13 protein-coding genes are annotated in these 15,684 nt (G+C 66.7%); 2 read left to right on the top strand and 11 right to left on the bottom strand.

What is annotated here, in order from left to right; all coding sequences use genetic code 11:
* The first annotated feature begins 210 nt into the window (after positions 1-210).
* The gene (ispH, locus tag ALVIN_RS07910; RefSeq protein ID WP_012970803.1) at positions 211-1,176 is read left to right on the top strand and encodes a 4-hydroxy-3-methylbut-2-enyl diphosphate reductase; all 966 of its coding nucleotides are present in this window, start codon (positions 211-213) and stop codon (positions 1,174-1,176) included.
* A 26-nt stretch (positions 1,177-1,202) separates the two neighbouring features.
* Positions 1,203-2,333 (top strand): glycine oxidase ThiO, encoded by a 1,131-nt coding sequence (gene thiO, locus ALVIN_RS07915; protein ID WP_012970804.1) that lies wholly within the window; start codon positions 1,203-1,205, stop codon positions 2,331-2,333.
* Here the strand turns inward: thiO and folC are convergent.
* From folC to leuC, 11 genes are all read right to left on the bottom strand, one after another.
* Complete coding sequence (gene folC / locus ALVIN_RS07920) at positions 2,287-3,585, bottom strand: bifunctional tetrahydrofolate synthase/dihydrofolate synthase (RefSeq protein WP_012970805.1); 1,299 nt, start codon at positions 3,583-3,585, stop codon at positions 2,287-2,289. The genes thiO and folC overlap by 47 nt on opposite strands.
* Before the next feature lie 2 nt (positions 3,586-3,587).
* A complete protein-coding gene (accD, locus tag ALVIN_RS07925; protein WP_012970806.1) occupies positions 3,588-4,481 on the bottom strand; it encodes an acetyl-CoA carboxylase, carboxyltransferase subunit beta in 894 nt (297 codons plus the stop codon).
* A 105-nt stretch (positions 4,482-4,586) separates the two neighbouring features.
* The gene (gene trpA, locus ALVIN_RS07930) at positions 4,587-5,396 is read right to left on the bottom strand and encodes a tryptophan synthase subunit alpha (RefSeq protein ID WP_012970807.1); all 810 of its coding nucleotides are present in this window, start codon (positions 5,394-5,396) and stop codon (positions 4,587-4,589) included.
* The gene (gene trpB, locus ALVIN_RS07935) at positions 5,393-6,643 is read right to left on the bottom strand and encodes a tryptophan synthase subunit beta (protein ID WP_012970808.1); all 1,251 of its coding nucleotides are present in this window, start codon (positions 6,641-6,643) and stop codon (positions 5,393-5,395) included. The genes trpA and trpB overlap by 4 nt, the downstream gene beginning before the upstream one ends.
* Entirely contained in the window at positions 6,612-7,271 is a 660-nt protein-coding gene (locus tag ALVIN_RS07940) for a phosphoribosylanthranilate isomerase (RefSeq protein ID WP_012970809.1), read from the bottom strand. The genes trpB and ALVIN_RS07940 overlap by 32 nt, the downstream gene beginning before the upstream one ends.
* 16 nt (positions 7,272-7,287) lie before the next feature.
* Positions 7,288-8,094 carry a tRNA pseudouridine(38-40) synthase TruA gene (gene truA / locus ALVIN_RS07945; RefSeq protein WP_148217475.1) on the bottom strand — a complete coding sequence of 269 codons (807 nt, stop codon included), beginning with the start codon at positions 8,092-8,094 and terminating at the stop codon, positions 7,288-7,290.
* Positions 8,095-8,175: 81 nt separating this feature from the next.
* Positions 8,176-11,115, bottom strand: coding sequence for a FimV/HubP family polar landmark protein (locus ALVIN_RS07950; RefSeq protein WP_012970811.1), 2,940 nt, complete (start codon positions 11,113-11,115; stop codon positions 8,176-8,178).
* Between the two features lie 61 nt (positions 11,116-11,176).
* Entirely contained in the window at positions 11,177-12,292 is a 1,116-nt protein-coding gene (gene asd / locus ALVIN_RS07955) for an aspartate-semialdehyde dehydrogenase (RefSeq protein WP_012970812.1), read from the bottom strand.
* 227 nt (positions 12,293-12,519) lie between these two features.
* Positions 12,520-13,599, bottom strand: a complete 1,080-nt coding sequence (leuB, locus tag ALVIN_RS07960; RefSeq protein ID WP_012970813.1) for a 3-isopropylmalate dehydrogenase — start codon at positions 13,597-13,599, stop codon at positions 12,520-12,522.
* A 19-nt stretch (positions 13,600-13,618) separates the two neighbouring features.
* Positions 13,619-14,257 (bottom strand): 3-isopropylmalate dehydratase small subunit, encoded by a 639-nt coding sequence (gene leuD, locus ALVIN_RS07965; protein WP_012970814.1) that lies wholly within the window; start codon positions 14,255-14,257, stop codon positions 13,619-13,621.
* The gene (leuC, locus tag ALVIN_RS07970; RefSeq protein ID WP_012970815.1) at positions 14,257-15,660 is read right to left on the bottom strand and encodes a 3-isopropylmalate dehydratase large subunit; all 1,404 of its coding nucleotides are present in this window, start codon (positions 15,658-15,660) and stop codon (positions 14,257-14,259) included. The genes leuD and leuC overlap by 1 nt, the downstream gene beginning before the upstream one ends.
* Between the last annotated feature and the right edge of the window lie 24 nt (positions 15,661-15,684).

Consider the following 15,684-nt stretch of genomic DNA (forward strand, 5'->3'; position numbering starts at 1 on the left):
AGCTCGCGAGGACGTCAAGGCTTGAGGTGCCGGCGTCGGGGGGTGTCGACCGCATGGAGGCGGTCGTCAAGCCTACAGGGATGCATTCACGGCGCCCCCCCGATGCCGGCACCCCAAGCCGCCCGCCCCGGCAGGAACCCAGCCAAAGCTCAGAAAACCTTACTTTGGCTCTCTGTTTCAATCCGACAGCATCGCCTATCCTTGACGACCATGACCTCGAACCAACACGCCCTCTCCATCGAACTGGCCAACCCGCGCGGCTTCTGCGCCGGCGTCGACCGCGCCATCGCCATCGTCGAGCGCGTACTCGAACGCTATGGCGCCCCCATCTACGTCCGCCACGAAGTCGTCCACAACCGCTTCGTCGTCGACGGACTGCGCGAGCGCGGCGCCATCTTCATCGAGGAACTCGACGACGTGCCGGACAACGCCACCCTGGTCTTCAGCGCCCACGGCGTGCCCCAGAGCGTGCGTCAGGCCGCCGAAGCACGCGGTCTGCGGGTGTTCGACGCCACCTGCCCGCTCGTCACCAAGGTCCATCTGGAAGTCGCGCGCTACTGCAAGAACGGTGTGAGCGTGGTGCTCATCGGACATCGCGGCCATCCCGAGGTCGAGGGCACGCTCGGTCAGTTCGTCGAGGCCGCCGACGGCGCCGCCATGCATCTGGTCGAGAAGGCCGCCGATGTCGAATCACTGGTCGTCGCCGATCCCGAACGGCTGGCCTACGTCACCCAGACCACGCTGTCGATGGACGACAGCCGCGAGATCATCGCCGCACTCCAGGCCCGCTTCCCGGCGATCCAGGGTCCGAAAAAGAGCGACATCTGCTATGCCACCCAGAACCGCCAGGATGCCATCCGCGATCTGGCCCAGCGCTGCGACCTGATGCTGGTGGTCGGTTCGCCGAACAGCTCCAACTCCAACCGGCTGCGCGAGCTGGCCGAGAAACAGGGCTGCGCCGCCTATCTGATCGACGGCCCCGAAGACATCCAGCGCGACTGGCTGAATGGCCGCGCGCGCATTGGCGTCACGGCCGGCGCTTCCGCCCCCGAGATCCTGGTCGAGCGTGTGATCGGCCAACTCAAGGACTGGGGTGCGGCTGAGGTCATCGAACAGGATGGCATCCGCGAGCAGGTCGTCTTCGCCCTGCCGCGCGAGCTGGTGCAAGACTCATAACGAACCCAAGCGATGGGGGAAACCTGATGCGGGATGTTCTGGTCATCGGCGGCGGCATCATCGGCCTGCTGACCGCGCGCGAGCTTCGCCTGTCAGGCGCCGAGGTGACGCTGATCGAGATGGGCGAAACCGGACGCGAGTCCTCCTGGGCCGGCGGCGGCATCGTCTCGCCCCTCTATCCCTGGCGCGTGCCTGAGCCGATCACGGCGCTGTCGCGCTGGAGTCAGGGCCTCTATCCCACGTTGACCAATCAGCTCCTCGACGAGACCGGGATCGATCCCGAGTTCACGATCAACGGCCTGCTGGTCCTGGACGATGAAGATCTCGATCTGGCGCTCGATTGGGGCGCGCGTCACGGCCAGCCGATCGAGATCCTCCAGGAACCCGGCCCGCACGCGCTCGAACCCGAATTGGGGCCGCGTCCGGCGCGTGCGCTGCACCTGCCCGGCATCGCCCAGCTACGTCCGCCCCGGCTGTCGAAAGCGGTGCGGCGCGCACTCGAAAAGCGCATCGACCTGCGCGAACGCGAGGAGGTGTGTGAACTGCTGGTCGAGCAGGGTCGGGTGCGCGGCGTGCGCACACCCAAGGGTCAGGTCGAGGCCAAGCGCATCGTCATCTGCGCCGGCGCCTGGACGGCCAAGCTGCTCGAACAACTGGGTACCCCGCCGGACATCCAGCCGGTACGGGGTCAGATGCTGCTGTTCCACGCCAAGCCGGGGCAGATCAATCACATCACACTGCACGCCGGTCGCTATGCCATTCCGCGCCGCGACGGGCGCGTGCTCTTCGGCAGCACGCTCGAACACGCCGGATTCGTCAAACGCACCACGGCCGAGGACAAGGAAGCCCTCTACCACGACGCCATCGACCTCTTCCCCGTGCTCAGACGCACGCCGATTGAGGACCACTGGTCGGGACTGCGTCCCGGCTCGCCGAGCGGAATCCCCTACATCGGCGCCTATCCGGGGATCGAAGGACTGTATTTCAACGCCGGACACTTCCGTAACGGTCTGGTCATGGGGCCGGCCTCGGCACGGCTCATGGTCGATCTCATGCTCGATCGTGAGCCGATCCTCGACCCGGCGCCCTATGCGTTGAACGCCGCGCGTTCTATACCGGACAGGCCGGATGTCGAAGCGCCTGCCCGACCGTCGTGAACGATCCAACGATCAGTAGCGCATCGCCGGGCGCGGATTCGGCTAAAGCAGCCCCGATCGCCTCGGCGACACACCCAAAGGCGCCGCGCCGGTTCGCACCGATCAGCCCATCCAGACGTGCGCTCAATTGCTCGACCGGCAGAGCGCGTGCGTCCTCACTCTGAGCCAGATACCAGTCGTTCACGTATTCGCGAATCGGCGTAACCAGACGTTCAGGGTTCTTGTCGGCCAGCACCGCGAGCACGGCACGCAAGCGTCCGGGACAGGCGAAATCGCGCAGATTGGCGGCCAGTGCCTCGGCCGCCTCGCCATTGTGAGCCACGTCCAGAATCCAGGTGACGGCGCCCGGCATGACCTGGAAGCGTCCGGGAAGACGTGCCCGCTGCAAACCGGCGCGGATGGCATTGACCGGAACCGGGAGCCGTTCGCGCAGTGCCTGCACAGCCGCAATGGCGGCGGTGGCATTGTCGAGTTGGAAAGAACCACGCAGTGCTGGGATCGGAAGCGCCAGTCGCTGTCCATCCGGCCCGGTCCAGATCCAGCCCTCGGTCGTGCGTGCATGGTCGAGTTCGCGCCCGAGCTGGAGCGCCAGCGCGCCGATTCGCGCGGCTTCCGCGCGCAGTGTCTCGGGTGCGTCGCGCTGACCGATGATCGCCGGACGTCCAGGGCGGAAGATCCCGGCCTTCTCGCGCGCGATCGACTCCAGGCTGTCGCCGAGCCAGTCGGTGTGATCCAGACCGATGCTGGTCACGACGGACACATCGGAGTCGATCAGGTTGACCGCATCGAGCCGCCCGCCGAGTCCGACCTCCAGCACCACCAGATCCGGCCGGGCACGGGCGAAGATGTCGAGCGCGGCGAGCGTGCCGAACTCGAAATAGGTCAGCGAGATCCCCTCGCGCGCCCGGTCGATACGCTCGAAGGAGTCGCACAGCGCCTCATCCGCGACCGGCACGCCATCGAGCCGCACCCGCTCGTTGTAGCGGCACAGATGCGGCGAGGTATAGACGCCGCATCGATAGCCGGCCGCGAGCGCCATCGACTCGATCATGGCCACCGTCGAACCCTTGCCGTTGGTGCCGCCGACCGTGATCACCGGACAGGGCAGACGCCCGCGCTCCGGCGCCAGCCGTGCCCACACCGCCCCGACCCGCTCCAGCCCCAGATCCATCCGGCTCGGATGCAGACTCGACTGCCAGTCCAGCCAGTCGTCGAGCGTCGCGAAACGCGCCATGTCCGTTGTCAGCGTCATACTCAGACCGGCACCACGGTCCGGCAATAGCGCGGACGGTGCATCAGCAGCGCCAGCAGATCGGCCAACCGTTCGCGCAGATCGCGCCGGTCGATGATCATGTCGAGCGCGCCCTTGTCCAGCAGGAACTCACTGCGCTGGAAGCCTTCGGGCAACTGCTCGCGCACCGTCTGTTCGATGACGCGCGGCCCGGCGAAGCCGATCAGCGCATTGGGTTCGGCGACATTGATGTCGCCCAGCATCGCCAGACTCGCCGAGACGCCGCCCATGGTCGGATCGGTCATCACCGAGATGAAGGGCAGCGAGCGCTCACGCATCCGGGCGAGTGCCGCGCTGGTCTTGGCCATCTGCATCAGCGAGAACAGGCTCTCCTGCATCCGCGCCCCGCCGCTGGCCGAGAAGCAGACATAGGGCGCCTCATGCTCGATCGCCGCCTCGACACCGCGCACGAAGCGCTCGCCGACCACCGACCCCATCGACCCGCCCATGAACCCGAACTCGAAGGCCGCCGCCACGATGGGCGCGTCCTTGAGCCGACCGCGCATCACGATCAGCGCCTCCTTCTCGGAGGACTGCTTCTGAGCGGCGGCGAGCCGGTCCTTGTATTTCTTCAGATCCTTGAACTTGAGCGGATCGAGCGATTCGAGATCGGCGCCGATCTCCTCGCGACAATCGGCATCGAGAAAGGCTTCCAGCCGACGGCGCGCGCTCAGACGGTTGTGATGCCCGCACTTGGGACAGACCTCCAGATTGCGCTCCAGCTCGGCGCGATAGAGGATGGCGCTACAGCCCGGACACTTGGCCCAGACGCCCTCGGGCACGGCACGCTTGGTGTTGGCATCGATACGGATGCGGTCGGGGATGAGCTTCTCGAACCAGCTCTTGCCCCGGTCCATGGCCTGCTTCACGGTGGCGGTGGCCTGGGCCTGAACCTTGGATTTGGTGGATTCTTCCATCGTCGTTGGTGTGCTCTGGACGTTGGTTGCAGTGTGGGTCGCCGATCAGCGCGCGCCGTCGATCGCCGTGCGCAGCTCGGCCAGGAAGGCCGCGACCGTCTCGGGGATGCGCTCGGGCGTCTCGGCGAGTGCTTCGATCCGCCCGACGATGGCGCTGCCGACGATCACGGCATCGGCGACCTCGGCCACGCGCGCGGCGGTCTCGGCATCGCGGATGCCGAAGCCGACCCCGACCGGAAGCGCGACCGCCGACCGGATACGCGCCAGATGCTCGGCCACATCCGCCGTGTCGAGATTCGCCGCGCCGGTCACGCCCTTGACCGAGACGTAATAGACGAAGCCCGAGGCCACGCCACCGATACGCTTGATTCGATCATCGGTCGAGGTCGGCGCGAGCAGATAGACCAGATCCAGCCCCTGTTCCTTGAGCGTCCCGACCAGCTCATGCCCCTCTTCGGGCGGCACATCGACGATCAGTGCACCATCGACCCCGGCGGCCTGCGCCCGCTCGGCGAACGCGGCATAGCCCATGATCTCGATTGGATTGAGATAGCCCATGAGCACCACGGGCGTCTCGTCGTCGCGCTCGCGGAACGCACGCACCATCTCCAGCACGTCGGCCAGCCGCACACCCTGAGCCAGCGCCCGTTCGGTGGCGCGCTGGATCACCGGACCATCGGCCATGGGATCGGAGAAGGGCACGCCCAGTTCGATGATGTCGGCGCCGGCCGCGACCATGGCGTGCATCAGCGGCACCGTGGTCGCCGGTCCCGGATCGCCGGCGGTGACGAAGGGAACCAGCGCGGTACGACCCTGCGCCTTCAGTTGTTCGAAACGCTGTGCGATGCGGCTCATAGGACCAACCCGTCGTGACGCGCGACCGTGTGCATGTCCTTGTCTCCGCGACCGGAGAGATTGACCAGGATGCTCTGGTCGGGACGCAGGGTCGGCGCGAGCTTGTGTGCATAGGCGAGCGCATGGCTCGATTCGAGCGCCGGGATGATGCCCTCGGTGCGCGTGAGATGATGGAAGGCGGCGAGCGCCTCGTCATCCGTGACGGCAGCGTACTGAGCACGCCCGCTGTCCTTGAGCCACGCATGTTCGGGACCGACGCCCGGATAGTCGAGTCCGGCCGAGATCGAGTGGGTCTCGATGATCTGGCCGTTGTCGTCTTCCATCAGATAGGTGCGGTTGCCGTGCAGCACGCCGGGACGTCCGGCGCACAGGGGGGCGGCGTGCCGGCCGGTCTCGACGCCCTCCCCGCCTGCTTCGACTCCATAGATCGCCACGTCCGTGTCCGCGATGAAGGGATGGAACAGACCGAGGGCGTTCGAGCCGCCGCCGACACAGGCCACCAGCGCATCGGGCAGGCGTCCGGTGCGTTCCAGCATCTGGGCGCGCGCCTCGCGACCGATCACGGTCTGGAAGTCGCGCACCATCATCGGATAGGGATGCGGCCCGGCGACGGTGCCGATGATGTAGAAGGTGTCGTCGATGTTCGTCACCCAGTCACGCATGGCTTCGTTCATCGCATCCTTGAGGGTGCGCGAACCGGACGTCACAGGCACGACCCTGGCGCCGAGCAGCCGCATCCGGTAGACATTGGCCTCCTGACGCGCGACGTCGACCTCGCCCATGTAGACCACGCATTCCAGCCCCAGCCGCGCGGCGACCGTGGCGCTCGCCACGCCATGCTGACCGGCGCCGGTCTCGGCGATGATGCGCGTCTTGCCCATGCGCTTGGCCAGTAGCGCCTGACCGATGGTGTTGTTGACCTTGTGCGCGCCCGTGTGGTTGAGATCCTCGCGCTTGAGATAGATCTGCGCCCCGCCCAGCTCACGGCTCCAGCGCTCGGCGTGATAGAGCGGCGAAGGCCGACCGACGTAGTCGCGCAGATCGGCGTCCATCTCGGACTGGAACTCGGGATCGGCCTTGCAGCGCTCATAGGCCAGCCGCAGCTCTTCCAGCGGATGCATCAGCGTCTCGGGCACGAACAGCCCGCCATAGGGACCGAAGTGTCCCGCCGCATCCGGCAGGTCATAGGCCGCCGCGCGGCCTGGATCCAGGCGCTCAGCCTGGCTGGTGTCGGCGTTGATCGCCATCTCTTACCCCTTGCATAAACGCGAAAATCAGTTCCGGATCCTTGAGACCCCTGGCGGCTTCGACCCCGCCGCTGACATCGACCCCATAGGGTCGCACCCGTTCGATGGCCTCGGCCACGTTCTCCGGGGTCAATCCTCCTGCGAGCAGGATCTCGGGAGCGATGTCGGGCGGGATGCGCGCCCAGTCGAAGCACTGGCCGGTTCCGCCGGCGCGTCCAGGCTCATAGGCATCGAGCAACAGACCATCGGCCCCGGCGAAACGTTCGCGCTCGGCGGCCAAGTCGATCCCCGGACGCATCCGCAACGCCTTGATCCAGCGCCGTCCGAAACCCGAACAGAACTCAGGCGACTCGTTGCCGTGGAACTGGATCAGATCCAACGGCGCCTGCTCCAGGGTCGCGTCGATGGTCTCAGCTGAGGCATCGACGAACAGCCCGACGGCGGTGACGAAGGGCGGCAGCGCCCGACACAGCCCAGCCGCCTGCTCGGGCGTGACCGCGCGCGGACTGGCCGGATGGAAGACGAAGCCGACCGCATCGGCTCCGGCCGCCACGACGGCGGCGATGTCCGAGACCCGCGTCAAACCGCAGATCTTGACCCGTGTTCTCGGGATGTGGTTTTGCTTCAACGGTGCCTCGATCGCCTCAAATCGAATTCTTCAAACGCTGGAGCGGATCGGCACGCTCACTCTGTGGCAGTCCGAACTCGGCCGGATAGTCGGCGCGGACGAAATAGAGTCCCTGCGGCTGGGCTGTCACGCCGCCGAGTCGCCGGTCGCGGACCTCCAGCAGCTCGCGCGTCCAGTCGACCGACGCCTCGCCGCGCCCGATGGCCATCAGCACCCCGGCGATGTTGCGCACCATGTGATGCAGGAAGCCATTGGCGCCGATCGCCAGCGTGATCAGCCCCTCGCGCTCGCTGAGATCCAGATAGAGCACGCGCCGGATCGGACTCTTGGCCTGACAGGCCACCGCGCGGAAGCTCGAAAAGTCGTGCTCGCCGACCAGCGCGACGGCGGCGATGCGCATCCGTTCCAGATCCAGCGCCTCATGCACCCAGACGGCACGATCGCGCTGGATCGGCGAGCGGGTGCGCCGCGCCAGGATCTGATAGCGGTAGTGCCGGGCCTGAGCACTGAAGCGCGCATGAAAGCCGTCATCGACCGGATGCGCCCAGCGCACGCCGACATCGGGCGGCAGATTGACATTGGCACCCAGCACCCAGGACCGCTCGCTGCGCGTGGCCGTAGTCTCGAAATGCACCACCTGTTCGAGCGCATGGACACCGGCATCGGTTCGTCCGGCACAGTGCACGATCACGGGATGATTCGCGACCCGCGAGACGGCCGCTTCCAGCTCGGACTGCACGGTCCGTACTCCGGATTGCGTCTGCCAGCCGTGGAAGTGGGTGCCGTCGTACTCGACACCCAAGGCGATGCGCCCCGACCTCAAGGTGTCGGCACCCAGGCCGGGCCGTCAGCGGCCGCCTGAACGAAGGTCAAACCATCAAACGGGGTCACGAGCATGCACGCCTCATCCGCCTAGTCGCTCCAGCATGGCACGCGCCTCACGGCGCTGCTCCTCACGCCCTTCGGCCATGACTTCCTCCAGGATCTCGCGTGCGGCCTCCTTGTCGTCCATCTCCACATAGGCGCGCGCCAGATCCAGCTTGGTGGCGGTCTCGTCCCAGATGCCGGAGTCGATCTGCCATTGCGAGGACAGCAGATCCGAGGGCACGCTCTCCTGCTCCTGTGACAGACCGGAATCCAGGGCGTCCAGCGACGCATCGGTCTTGTCGGACGGTTCGGGTCCGCCGGACAGGATCGGCGGCTCCGGTGACTCGTCCAGATGGTCGAGGTCGTCGATCGACAGATCCAGGTCGTCGAGCGACGGCACGTCCAGATCCGGTATCCCGTCGCCGGCTTGGAGTCCGGCAGCCGCCGAGGCTCGCTCGGCGGACTTGGGCGTCACGTCGGGGAAACCCAGATCGAGATCCAGCCCCACGGAATCCTCGGGGACAGGCAGGATCGAATCGATATCGCCGCCCTCGATCGCTTGTTCGATCTCTTCGACGTCCGGAACCGCAGCCCCGGAATCGAGTTCCAGCTCCAGCGAATCCACGGCCGGCTTGGACCCCGTCATCTCCTCGAATTCGAGCGGCCCGGAATCCCCCAGATCGAGCAGCAGGTCTTCCTCTGATCCGGATTCCGGCCCCAAGTCGACCACAGACTCCAGCTCCGGCACGGCAATGGATTCGCGTAACGCTGAGGCCGCCGCCGCACCGGCCAGACCGGCACTGGCGGCTGCCACGGCCGTGGGGGTCAATGAGGGCGTCGCCGGAGCCGCGTTCGGTGCGAGTTCATGCAGCAGACGCTGCATCCGCTCCCACTGGGCCGGCTCCTCGCTGTCTCCGCCCGCCGCGCGGATGTCGTCGAGCAGATCCCGCAAAGCCTCGGCATCGCCGGCGGCTGCGAGCGCCTCGGCCAGCTTGTATTTGATGTCGAGTCGCTGCGGATAGCGTCTGAGTTCCTTGCTCAGGAGATCACAGGCTTCGCGATGACGGCCATAGGCGATATAGATGTCGGCCTCGGAGAGCACGTCGGCCTCGTCGGTCTCGGCATCGAAATCGGTGAGACCGGACATGGACGGCTCGTCGGTGTCGTCGAGGTCCGGCCTGACGGGGGCCGAAGCCGGCTCGACGGGAGATCGATGCGCCGGCCTGCCCTTGTCTAGTGATACGGCCTCGGCAGCGCGTGACGTCGCTCTCGGCCCCGGCTCGCCCTCCAGTTCGGACGGGCGATCGAGTACGAGCTCCGACTCGATGTCGTCCTCTGAGAAATCTTCAGCGTCCTGCTCCTGTCGACGGCGGCGCGCCGTCAACAACGAGAAGAGCAGGATCCCGAGTGCCGTCACACCCGCAAGTCCGGCCAGCGGCAACAGCAGCGCATGCCAGGTCGAGGGCGACTCGGGCTGTGGCTCGGGCGCGGTGGCCGGCGCGGGCGTCTTGATCGCCCTCGGCTTGGGTGCGGATTCAACGGGCGTGCCGCCGTCAGGGGCTGTGGTCGTTGCCGGTGTCTCGGGCGTGACCGGCGTTGGCGTCGGGATCGGGACCAGGCCGATGGGCGAACTCGGTTCCGTCGACTCGGATTCGGCGGCGGATTCAGGCCCGGCTTCCAGTTCCGCCCCGCCTGCCTGCGACGCCTCTTCCGCAAGGATCGACTGGAGGTCCAGGGGTTCGGTTTCAGCCGGCGAGGATAGCTCGCCGGGCACCGGCTCGGGCACACCGACCGCGTTCTGAGCCAGCGTATCGGGAGATGCGATCGGCTCCAGTTCGAGGCCGGCTCCAGGCGCTGACTCGCCCTCTCTCAGGTCCGTCGGGGTAGCGGCCGTCTGAGACTCGACCGCTTGGGCGCGCGCCAGTTCGGCGTTTCGAACTTGCAGCAAGGATTGAATGTCGGCGAGCTGAGTCTCCAGCTCTTTGATCCGGTTGCGCAGTTCGATCGTTTCCTGCCGTGCCGTCTCGCTCGTCTCGATGGCCAGCAAGACGTCCGGCGACTGCTCGCCACCGGCTCCGGCGGTCGGTGCCGCACCGGGCGGAGGTGTGGAGGCGACCGGAGCGCCGGTCCCGGGCGTCGCCCCCACCAGACGCAGGCGCGAGAGCGTCTCGGGTGAGACATCGGTGATCGGTGAACGCCGTGCGGGACGGCCGTTCATGGCCGCCTGGAGTTCACGTCTGGCCTCCTCGGCATCCAGCGCGAAGAGTTCGGCACGTGATGGAACGACCAGTGTCTTGCCGGCGATCAGACGATTGATGTCGCCTCGGATGAAGGCACCCTGATTGCAGCGGTAGAGCGCCATAGCCGTCTGGGCATCGGTGGCGCCGGCCGTGGCATGTCGACGCGCCAGCGCCCAGAGTCCCTCGCCGCCGCCCACCGGACCGATATAGAGCGGAAAGCCTTCGCCTGGAGCCGGGATATAGGTTCCCGAGCCGCTCGCCACGGGAGGCAGACCGGAATCCAGACCACTGACCGCCGTTCGGACCCGTGCGGACTGGATATTGGGTGCACGCCGCTCGGTTTGCGTCGGCGGATCGAGCAGGACGGTATAGCCCTTGACCAGACGCCCCGTCGGCCAAACGGCCTCGACGAGAAAATCCAGATAGGGTTCGCGTACCGGCTCCCGACTGGAGACGCGCACGCGCACACGACCGTCGGCTGTCGCTTCAGGCGTGAAGCGTAGCTGAGTCAGATAGTAATAGCGCTCGATCCCGGCCTTCTCGAAGGTCTCGGACGAGGCGAGGGATACACGCAGAGCATCGATTTCACCCGGACCGATGTCACCGAGATCAATCTCGCCCTGGAAGGGTTGATTGAGCGCGGAGTCGGTGCGCAAGGCACCCAGTTCCAACGCGAGGGCTGGATGGCCGGTCAAGGCCGCGGCGATGGCGGACGCCAACATCAGCTTGCGAGTCATCCTCCCCCCTCGTGCTCCAGGCAGCGAAATATCTCCAATGAGCCGCGCCCGACACCCAATATCAGCGATCCAGCAGGATCATCAGCATGCGACGCAGAGGTTCGGCCGCGCCCCAGAGCAACTGATCGCCGACGGTGAAGGCCGACAGGTAGCGGCTCCCCATATTCATCGTTCTCAAGCGCCCGACCGGGACATGGAGCGAACCGGTCACGGCGGCGGGCGACAAGTCACGCATCGTGACGGCTCGATCGTTCGGCACCACGCGCACCCAATCGTTGGCGCTTGCGATCAGTGACTCGATCTCGCTCAGGGCGATGTCGCGGTTGAGCTTGATGGTCAGACCCTGGCTGTGGCAGCGCATGGCGCCGACACGCACACAGAGTCCATCGACCGGGATCGGTTGGTCGGTCCGGCCAAGGATTCTATTCGTCTCGGCCTGTCCTTTCCACTCTTCACGACTCTGGCCGTTGTCGAGCTGGGTGTCGATCCAGGGAATGAGGCTGCCGGCGAGCGGAACGCCGAAGCTTTCGGTGGGGAATCCGGGATCGCGCAGAGTCTCGGTCACGCGCCGGTCGATATCGAGGATCGCCGAGGCCGGATCGGCCAGCAGCGATTCGACCGAGCCGTGCAGCGCGCCCATCTGGGCCAGCAGTTCGCGCATGTTCTTGGCGCCCGCGCCCGAGGCGGCCTGATAGGTCATGGCGCTGACCCACTCGACCAGACCCTCGCGGAACAGTCCGCCGATGGCCATCAGCATCAGGCTCACGGTGCAGTTGCCGCCGATGAAGTCGCGCTTGCCGGAGTCCAGGGCCGCATCGATCACCGGGCGGTTGACCGGATCGAGGATGATGGTGGCGTCGGGCTCCATGCGCAGTGACGAGGCCGCATCGATCCAGTAGCCGTTCCAGCCGCTGGCACGCAGGCGCGGATGGATCGACTTGGTGTAGTCGCCGCCCTGACAGGTGACGATCGCATCCATTTCGCGCAGGGCGTCGAGCGACTCGGCGTCGAGCAGGGGCGAGGCGCCCTGACCGACGTCCGGGCCGGGCTGGCCGACCTGGGAGGTGGTGAAGAAGACCGGCTCCGCGAGGCGCGCGAAGTCGTTCTCGGCGCGCATTCGCTCCATCAGGACCGAGCCCACCATGCCGCGCCAACCGACGAAACCAACCCGCTTCATCTCTTAATGCCTCGCCAAAACTTTTAAAGCGTTATTCGAACTGTATTCGTTGCGCACGAACGTAACCTTGGGGCGCGGATCGGGTGACGGCTGTCGGGGGGACGCCGTGAATCCATCCCTGGAGGCTTGACGACGGCATCCATGCCGTCGACACCCCCGCCAGCCGCCACCCGATCCGCTCGTGGCCGTCATCACGGGATGACGTGCGCGGGGTCTCTTGCGATCGCTCAGGCCGACAGCGCGGCGACCACGGCGTCACCCATTTCGGCGGTGCCGACCTGACGCATGCCTTCGGACATGATGTCAGCGGTGCGCAGACCCTGGTCGAGCACCTTGGAGACGGCGGCATCGATACGGTCGGCGGCTTCGGGCGCGCCGAGCGAGTAGCGCAGCATCATCGCGACCGACAGGATGGTGGCGAGCGGATTGGCCACGCCACGGCCGGCGATGTCGGGGGCCGAGCCGTGGATCGGTTCGTACATGCCCTGGCCGTGCTCGTTGAGCGAGGCCGAGGGCAGCATGCCGATCGAGCCGGTGAGCATGGCGGCGCAGTCGGAGAGGATGTCGCCGAAGATGTTGCCCGTGACCATGACGTCGAACTGCTTGGGCGCACGCACGAGCTGCATGGCGGCATTGTCGACATACATGTGGCTGAGCTCGATCTCGGGATAGTCGGCGGCGGTCTTGGTCGCGACCTCGCGCCACATCTCGGTGCATTCGAGCACGTTGGCCTTGTCGACCGAGCACACTTTCTTGCCGCGCTTCATGGCGATGTCGAAGGCGACGCGACAGATGCGCTCGACCTCGGACTCGGTGTAGACCATAGTGTTGAGGCCGCGACGCTCGCCGGAGGGCAGAGTCTCGATGCCGCGCGGCTGGCCGAAATAGATGTCGCCCGTGAGCTCACGCACGATCATGATGTCCAGCCCGGAGACGATCTCGGGCTTGAGCGTGGAGGCGGCGGCCAGTTGCGGATAGAGCACGGCGGGACGCAGGTTGGCGAACAGGCCCAGGCCCGCACGCAGACCCAGCAGCCCCTTCTCGGGACGCTTGGAGATGTGCAGCGGTTCCCACTTCGGGCCACCGACTGCGCCGAGCAGCACCGCATCGGACGCCTTGGCGGCGGCGAGCGTTTCCTCCGGCAGAGGGTCGCCGAAAGCATCGTAGGCCGCGCCGCCGACCAGCGCCTCTTCGAGCGTCACGTCGATGGCGCCCTCGGCCTTGAGTGCGTTGAGCACCTTCACCGCCTCGGCGACGATCTCGGGACCGATGCCGTCACCGGCGAGAACCAGAATCTTCTTGCTCAATGGAGTCTCCAGACAGAATTCAGATGAACAGCCAGGGCGCTTCGGCGCGGCGGTGTTCTTCGTAGGCGCGGATGGTGTCGGCTTCCTGAAGGGTCAGGCCGATGTCGTCCAGCCCCTCGATCAGACGATGCTTGCTGCCCGCCTCGACCTCGAAGGCGATGACCTGACCATCGCTCAGGGTCAGGGTCTGGGCCGGCAGATCGACGGCGATGCGCAGCGGCTCGGCGCCCGTCGCCTTGGCGAACAGCCCGTCGATCACGGCCGCGTCGAGCCGGATCGGCAGCAGACCGTTCTTGAAGCAGTTGTTGAAGAAGATGTCGGCGAAGCTCGGCGCCAGGATGACGCGGATGCCGAAATCGGTCAGCGCCCAGGGCGCGTGCTCGCGCGAGGAGCCGCAGCCGAAGTTCTCGCGCGTGAGCAGGATTTCGGCGCTCTGGTAGCGCGCGTCATTGAGCACGAACTCGGTGTTGCGCGGACGGTGGGTGCAGTCCATGTCCGGCTCGCCGTGATCGAGATAGCGCCACTCGTCGAACAGATAGGGGCCGAAGCCGCTACGCTTGATGCTCTTCAGGAACTGCTTGGGGATGATGGCGTCGGTGTCGACATTGGCCCGATCGAGCGGAGCGACGACGCCGGTGAAATTCGCGAAAGCCTGCATCAGAGCGTCCTCACGTCGACGAAATGACCGGTCACGGCGGCGGCGGCGGCCATGGCCGGACTGACCAGATGGGTCCGACCGCCCTGCCCCTGCCGACCCTCGAAGTTGCGGTTGGAGGTCGAGGCGCAGCGCTCGCCCGGCTCCAGGCGGTCGGCGTTCATCGCCAGACACATGGAGCAGCCCGGCTCGCGCCATTCGAAACCGGCCGCGACGAAGATCTTGTCCAGCCCCTCGGCCTCGGCCTGTTCCTTAACCAGACCCGAGCCGGGCACGACCATCGCCAGCTTGATCGAGTCGGCGACCTTGCGCCCCTTGGCGATCTCAGCCGCCGCGCGCAGATCCTCGATGCGCGAGTTGGTGCAGGAGCCGATGAAGACCTTGTCCGGGCGGATCTCGCTGATCGGCGTGCCGGCGGTCAGACCCATGTAATCGAGTGCGCGCCGGATGCCGTTGGCCTTGACCGGATCGGACTCGGCGGCCGGATCGGGCACGCGACCGTCGACCGGCTGCACCATCTCGGGCGAGGTGCCCCAGGTGACTTGCGGCTTGAGGCTCGCGGCGTCGATGTGGAGCACGCGATCGAACTGAGCGCCCGCGTCGCTGACCAGGGTGCGCCAGTGGGCGGCGGCGCGCTCGAAGAGTTCGCCCTCGGGCGCGAGCGGACGGCCGCGCATATAGTCGACGGTCTTCTCGTCGACGCCGATCAGACCGGCACGCGCGCCGGCCTCGATCGCCATGTTGCAGACGGTCATGCGGCCTTCCATCGACAGCGCGCGGATGGCTTCGCCGCCGAACTCGATCACGAAGCCGGTGCCGCCGGCGGTGCCGATCTCGCCGATGATGGCGAGCACGATGTCCTTGGCGGTGACGCCTGCGCCGAGCTGGCCGTCGACGCTGATCAGCATCGACTTGGACTTGCGCTGGATCAGGGTCTGGGTGGCCAGGACATGCTCGACCTCGGAGGTGCCGATGCCGAAGGCCAGCGCGCCGAAGGCGCCGTGGGTGGCGGTGTGCGAATCGCCGCAGACGACCGTGGCGCCCGGCAGGGTGAAGCCCTGTTCGGGGCCGACCACATGCACCACGCCCTGACGCTTGTCACCCATGCTCAGTTCGGTGATGCCGAAAGTCTGGCAGTTGGTGCCGAGCGTCTCGACCTGGAGGCGCGAGACCGGATCGGCGATGCCGGCGGCGCGGTCGGTGGTGGGGACGTTGTGGTCCGGCACCGCCAGGTTGGCGCTGACGCGCCACGGCTGGCGCCCGGCCAGACGCAGCCCTTCGAACGCCTGCGGCGAGGTGACTTCGTGGATCAGCTGACGATCGATGTAGAGCAGTGCCGTGCCAGTGTCGTCGACACGGACGACATGCTCGTCCCAGAGTTTGTCGTAGAGGGTCTTGGCGACCATGGCCCTACCTCAAGAAAAAGTGAA

Origin of the sequence: Allochromatium vinosum DSM 180 (genome assembly GCF_000025485.1) — a bacterium.
GTDB lineage: Bacteria > Pseudomonadota > Gammaproteobacteria > Chromatiales > Chromatiaceae > Thermochromatium > Thermochromatium vinosum.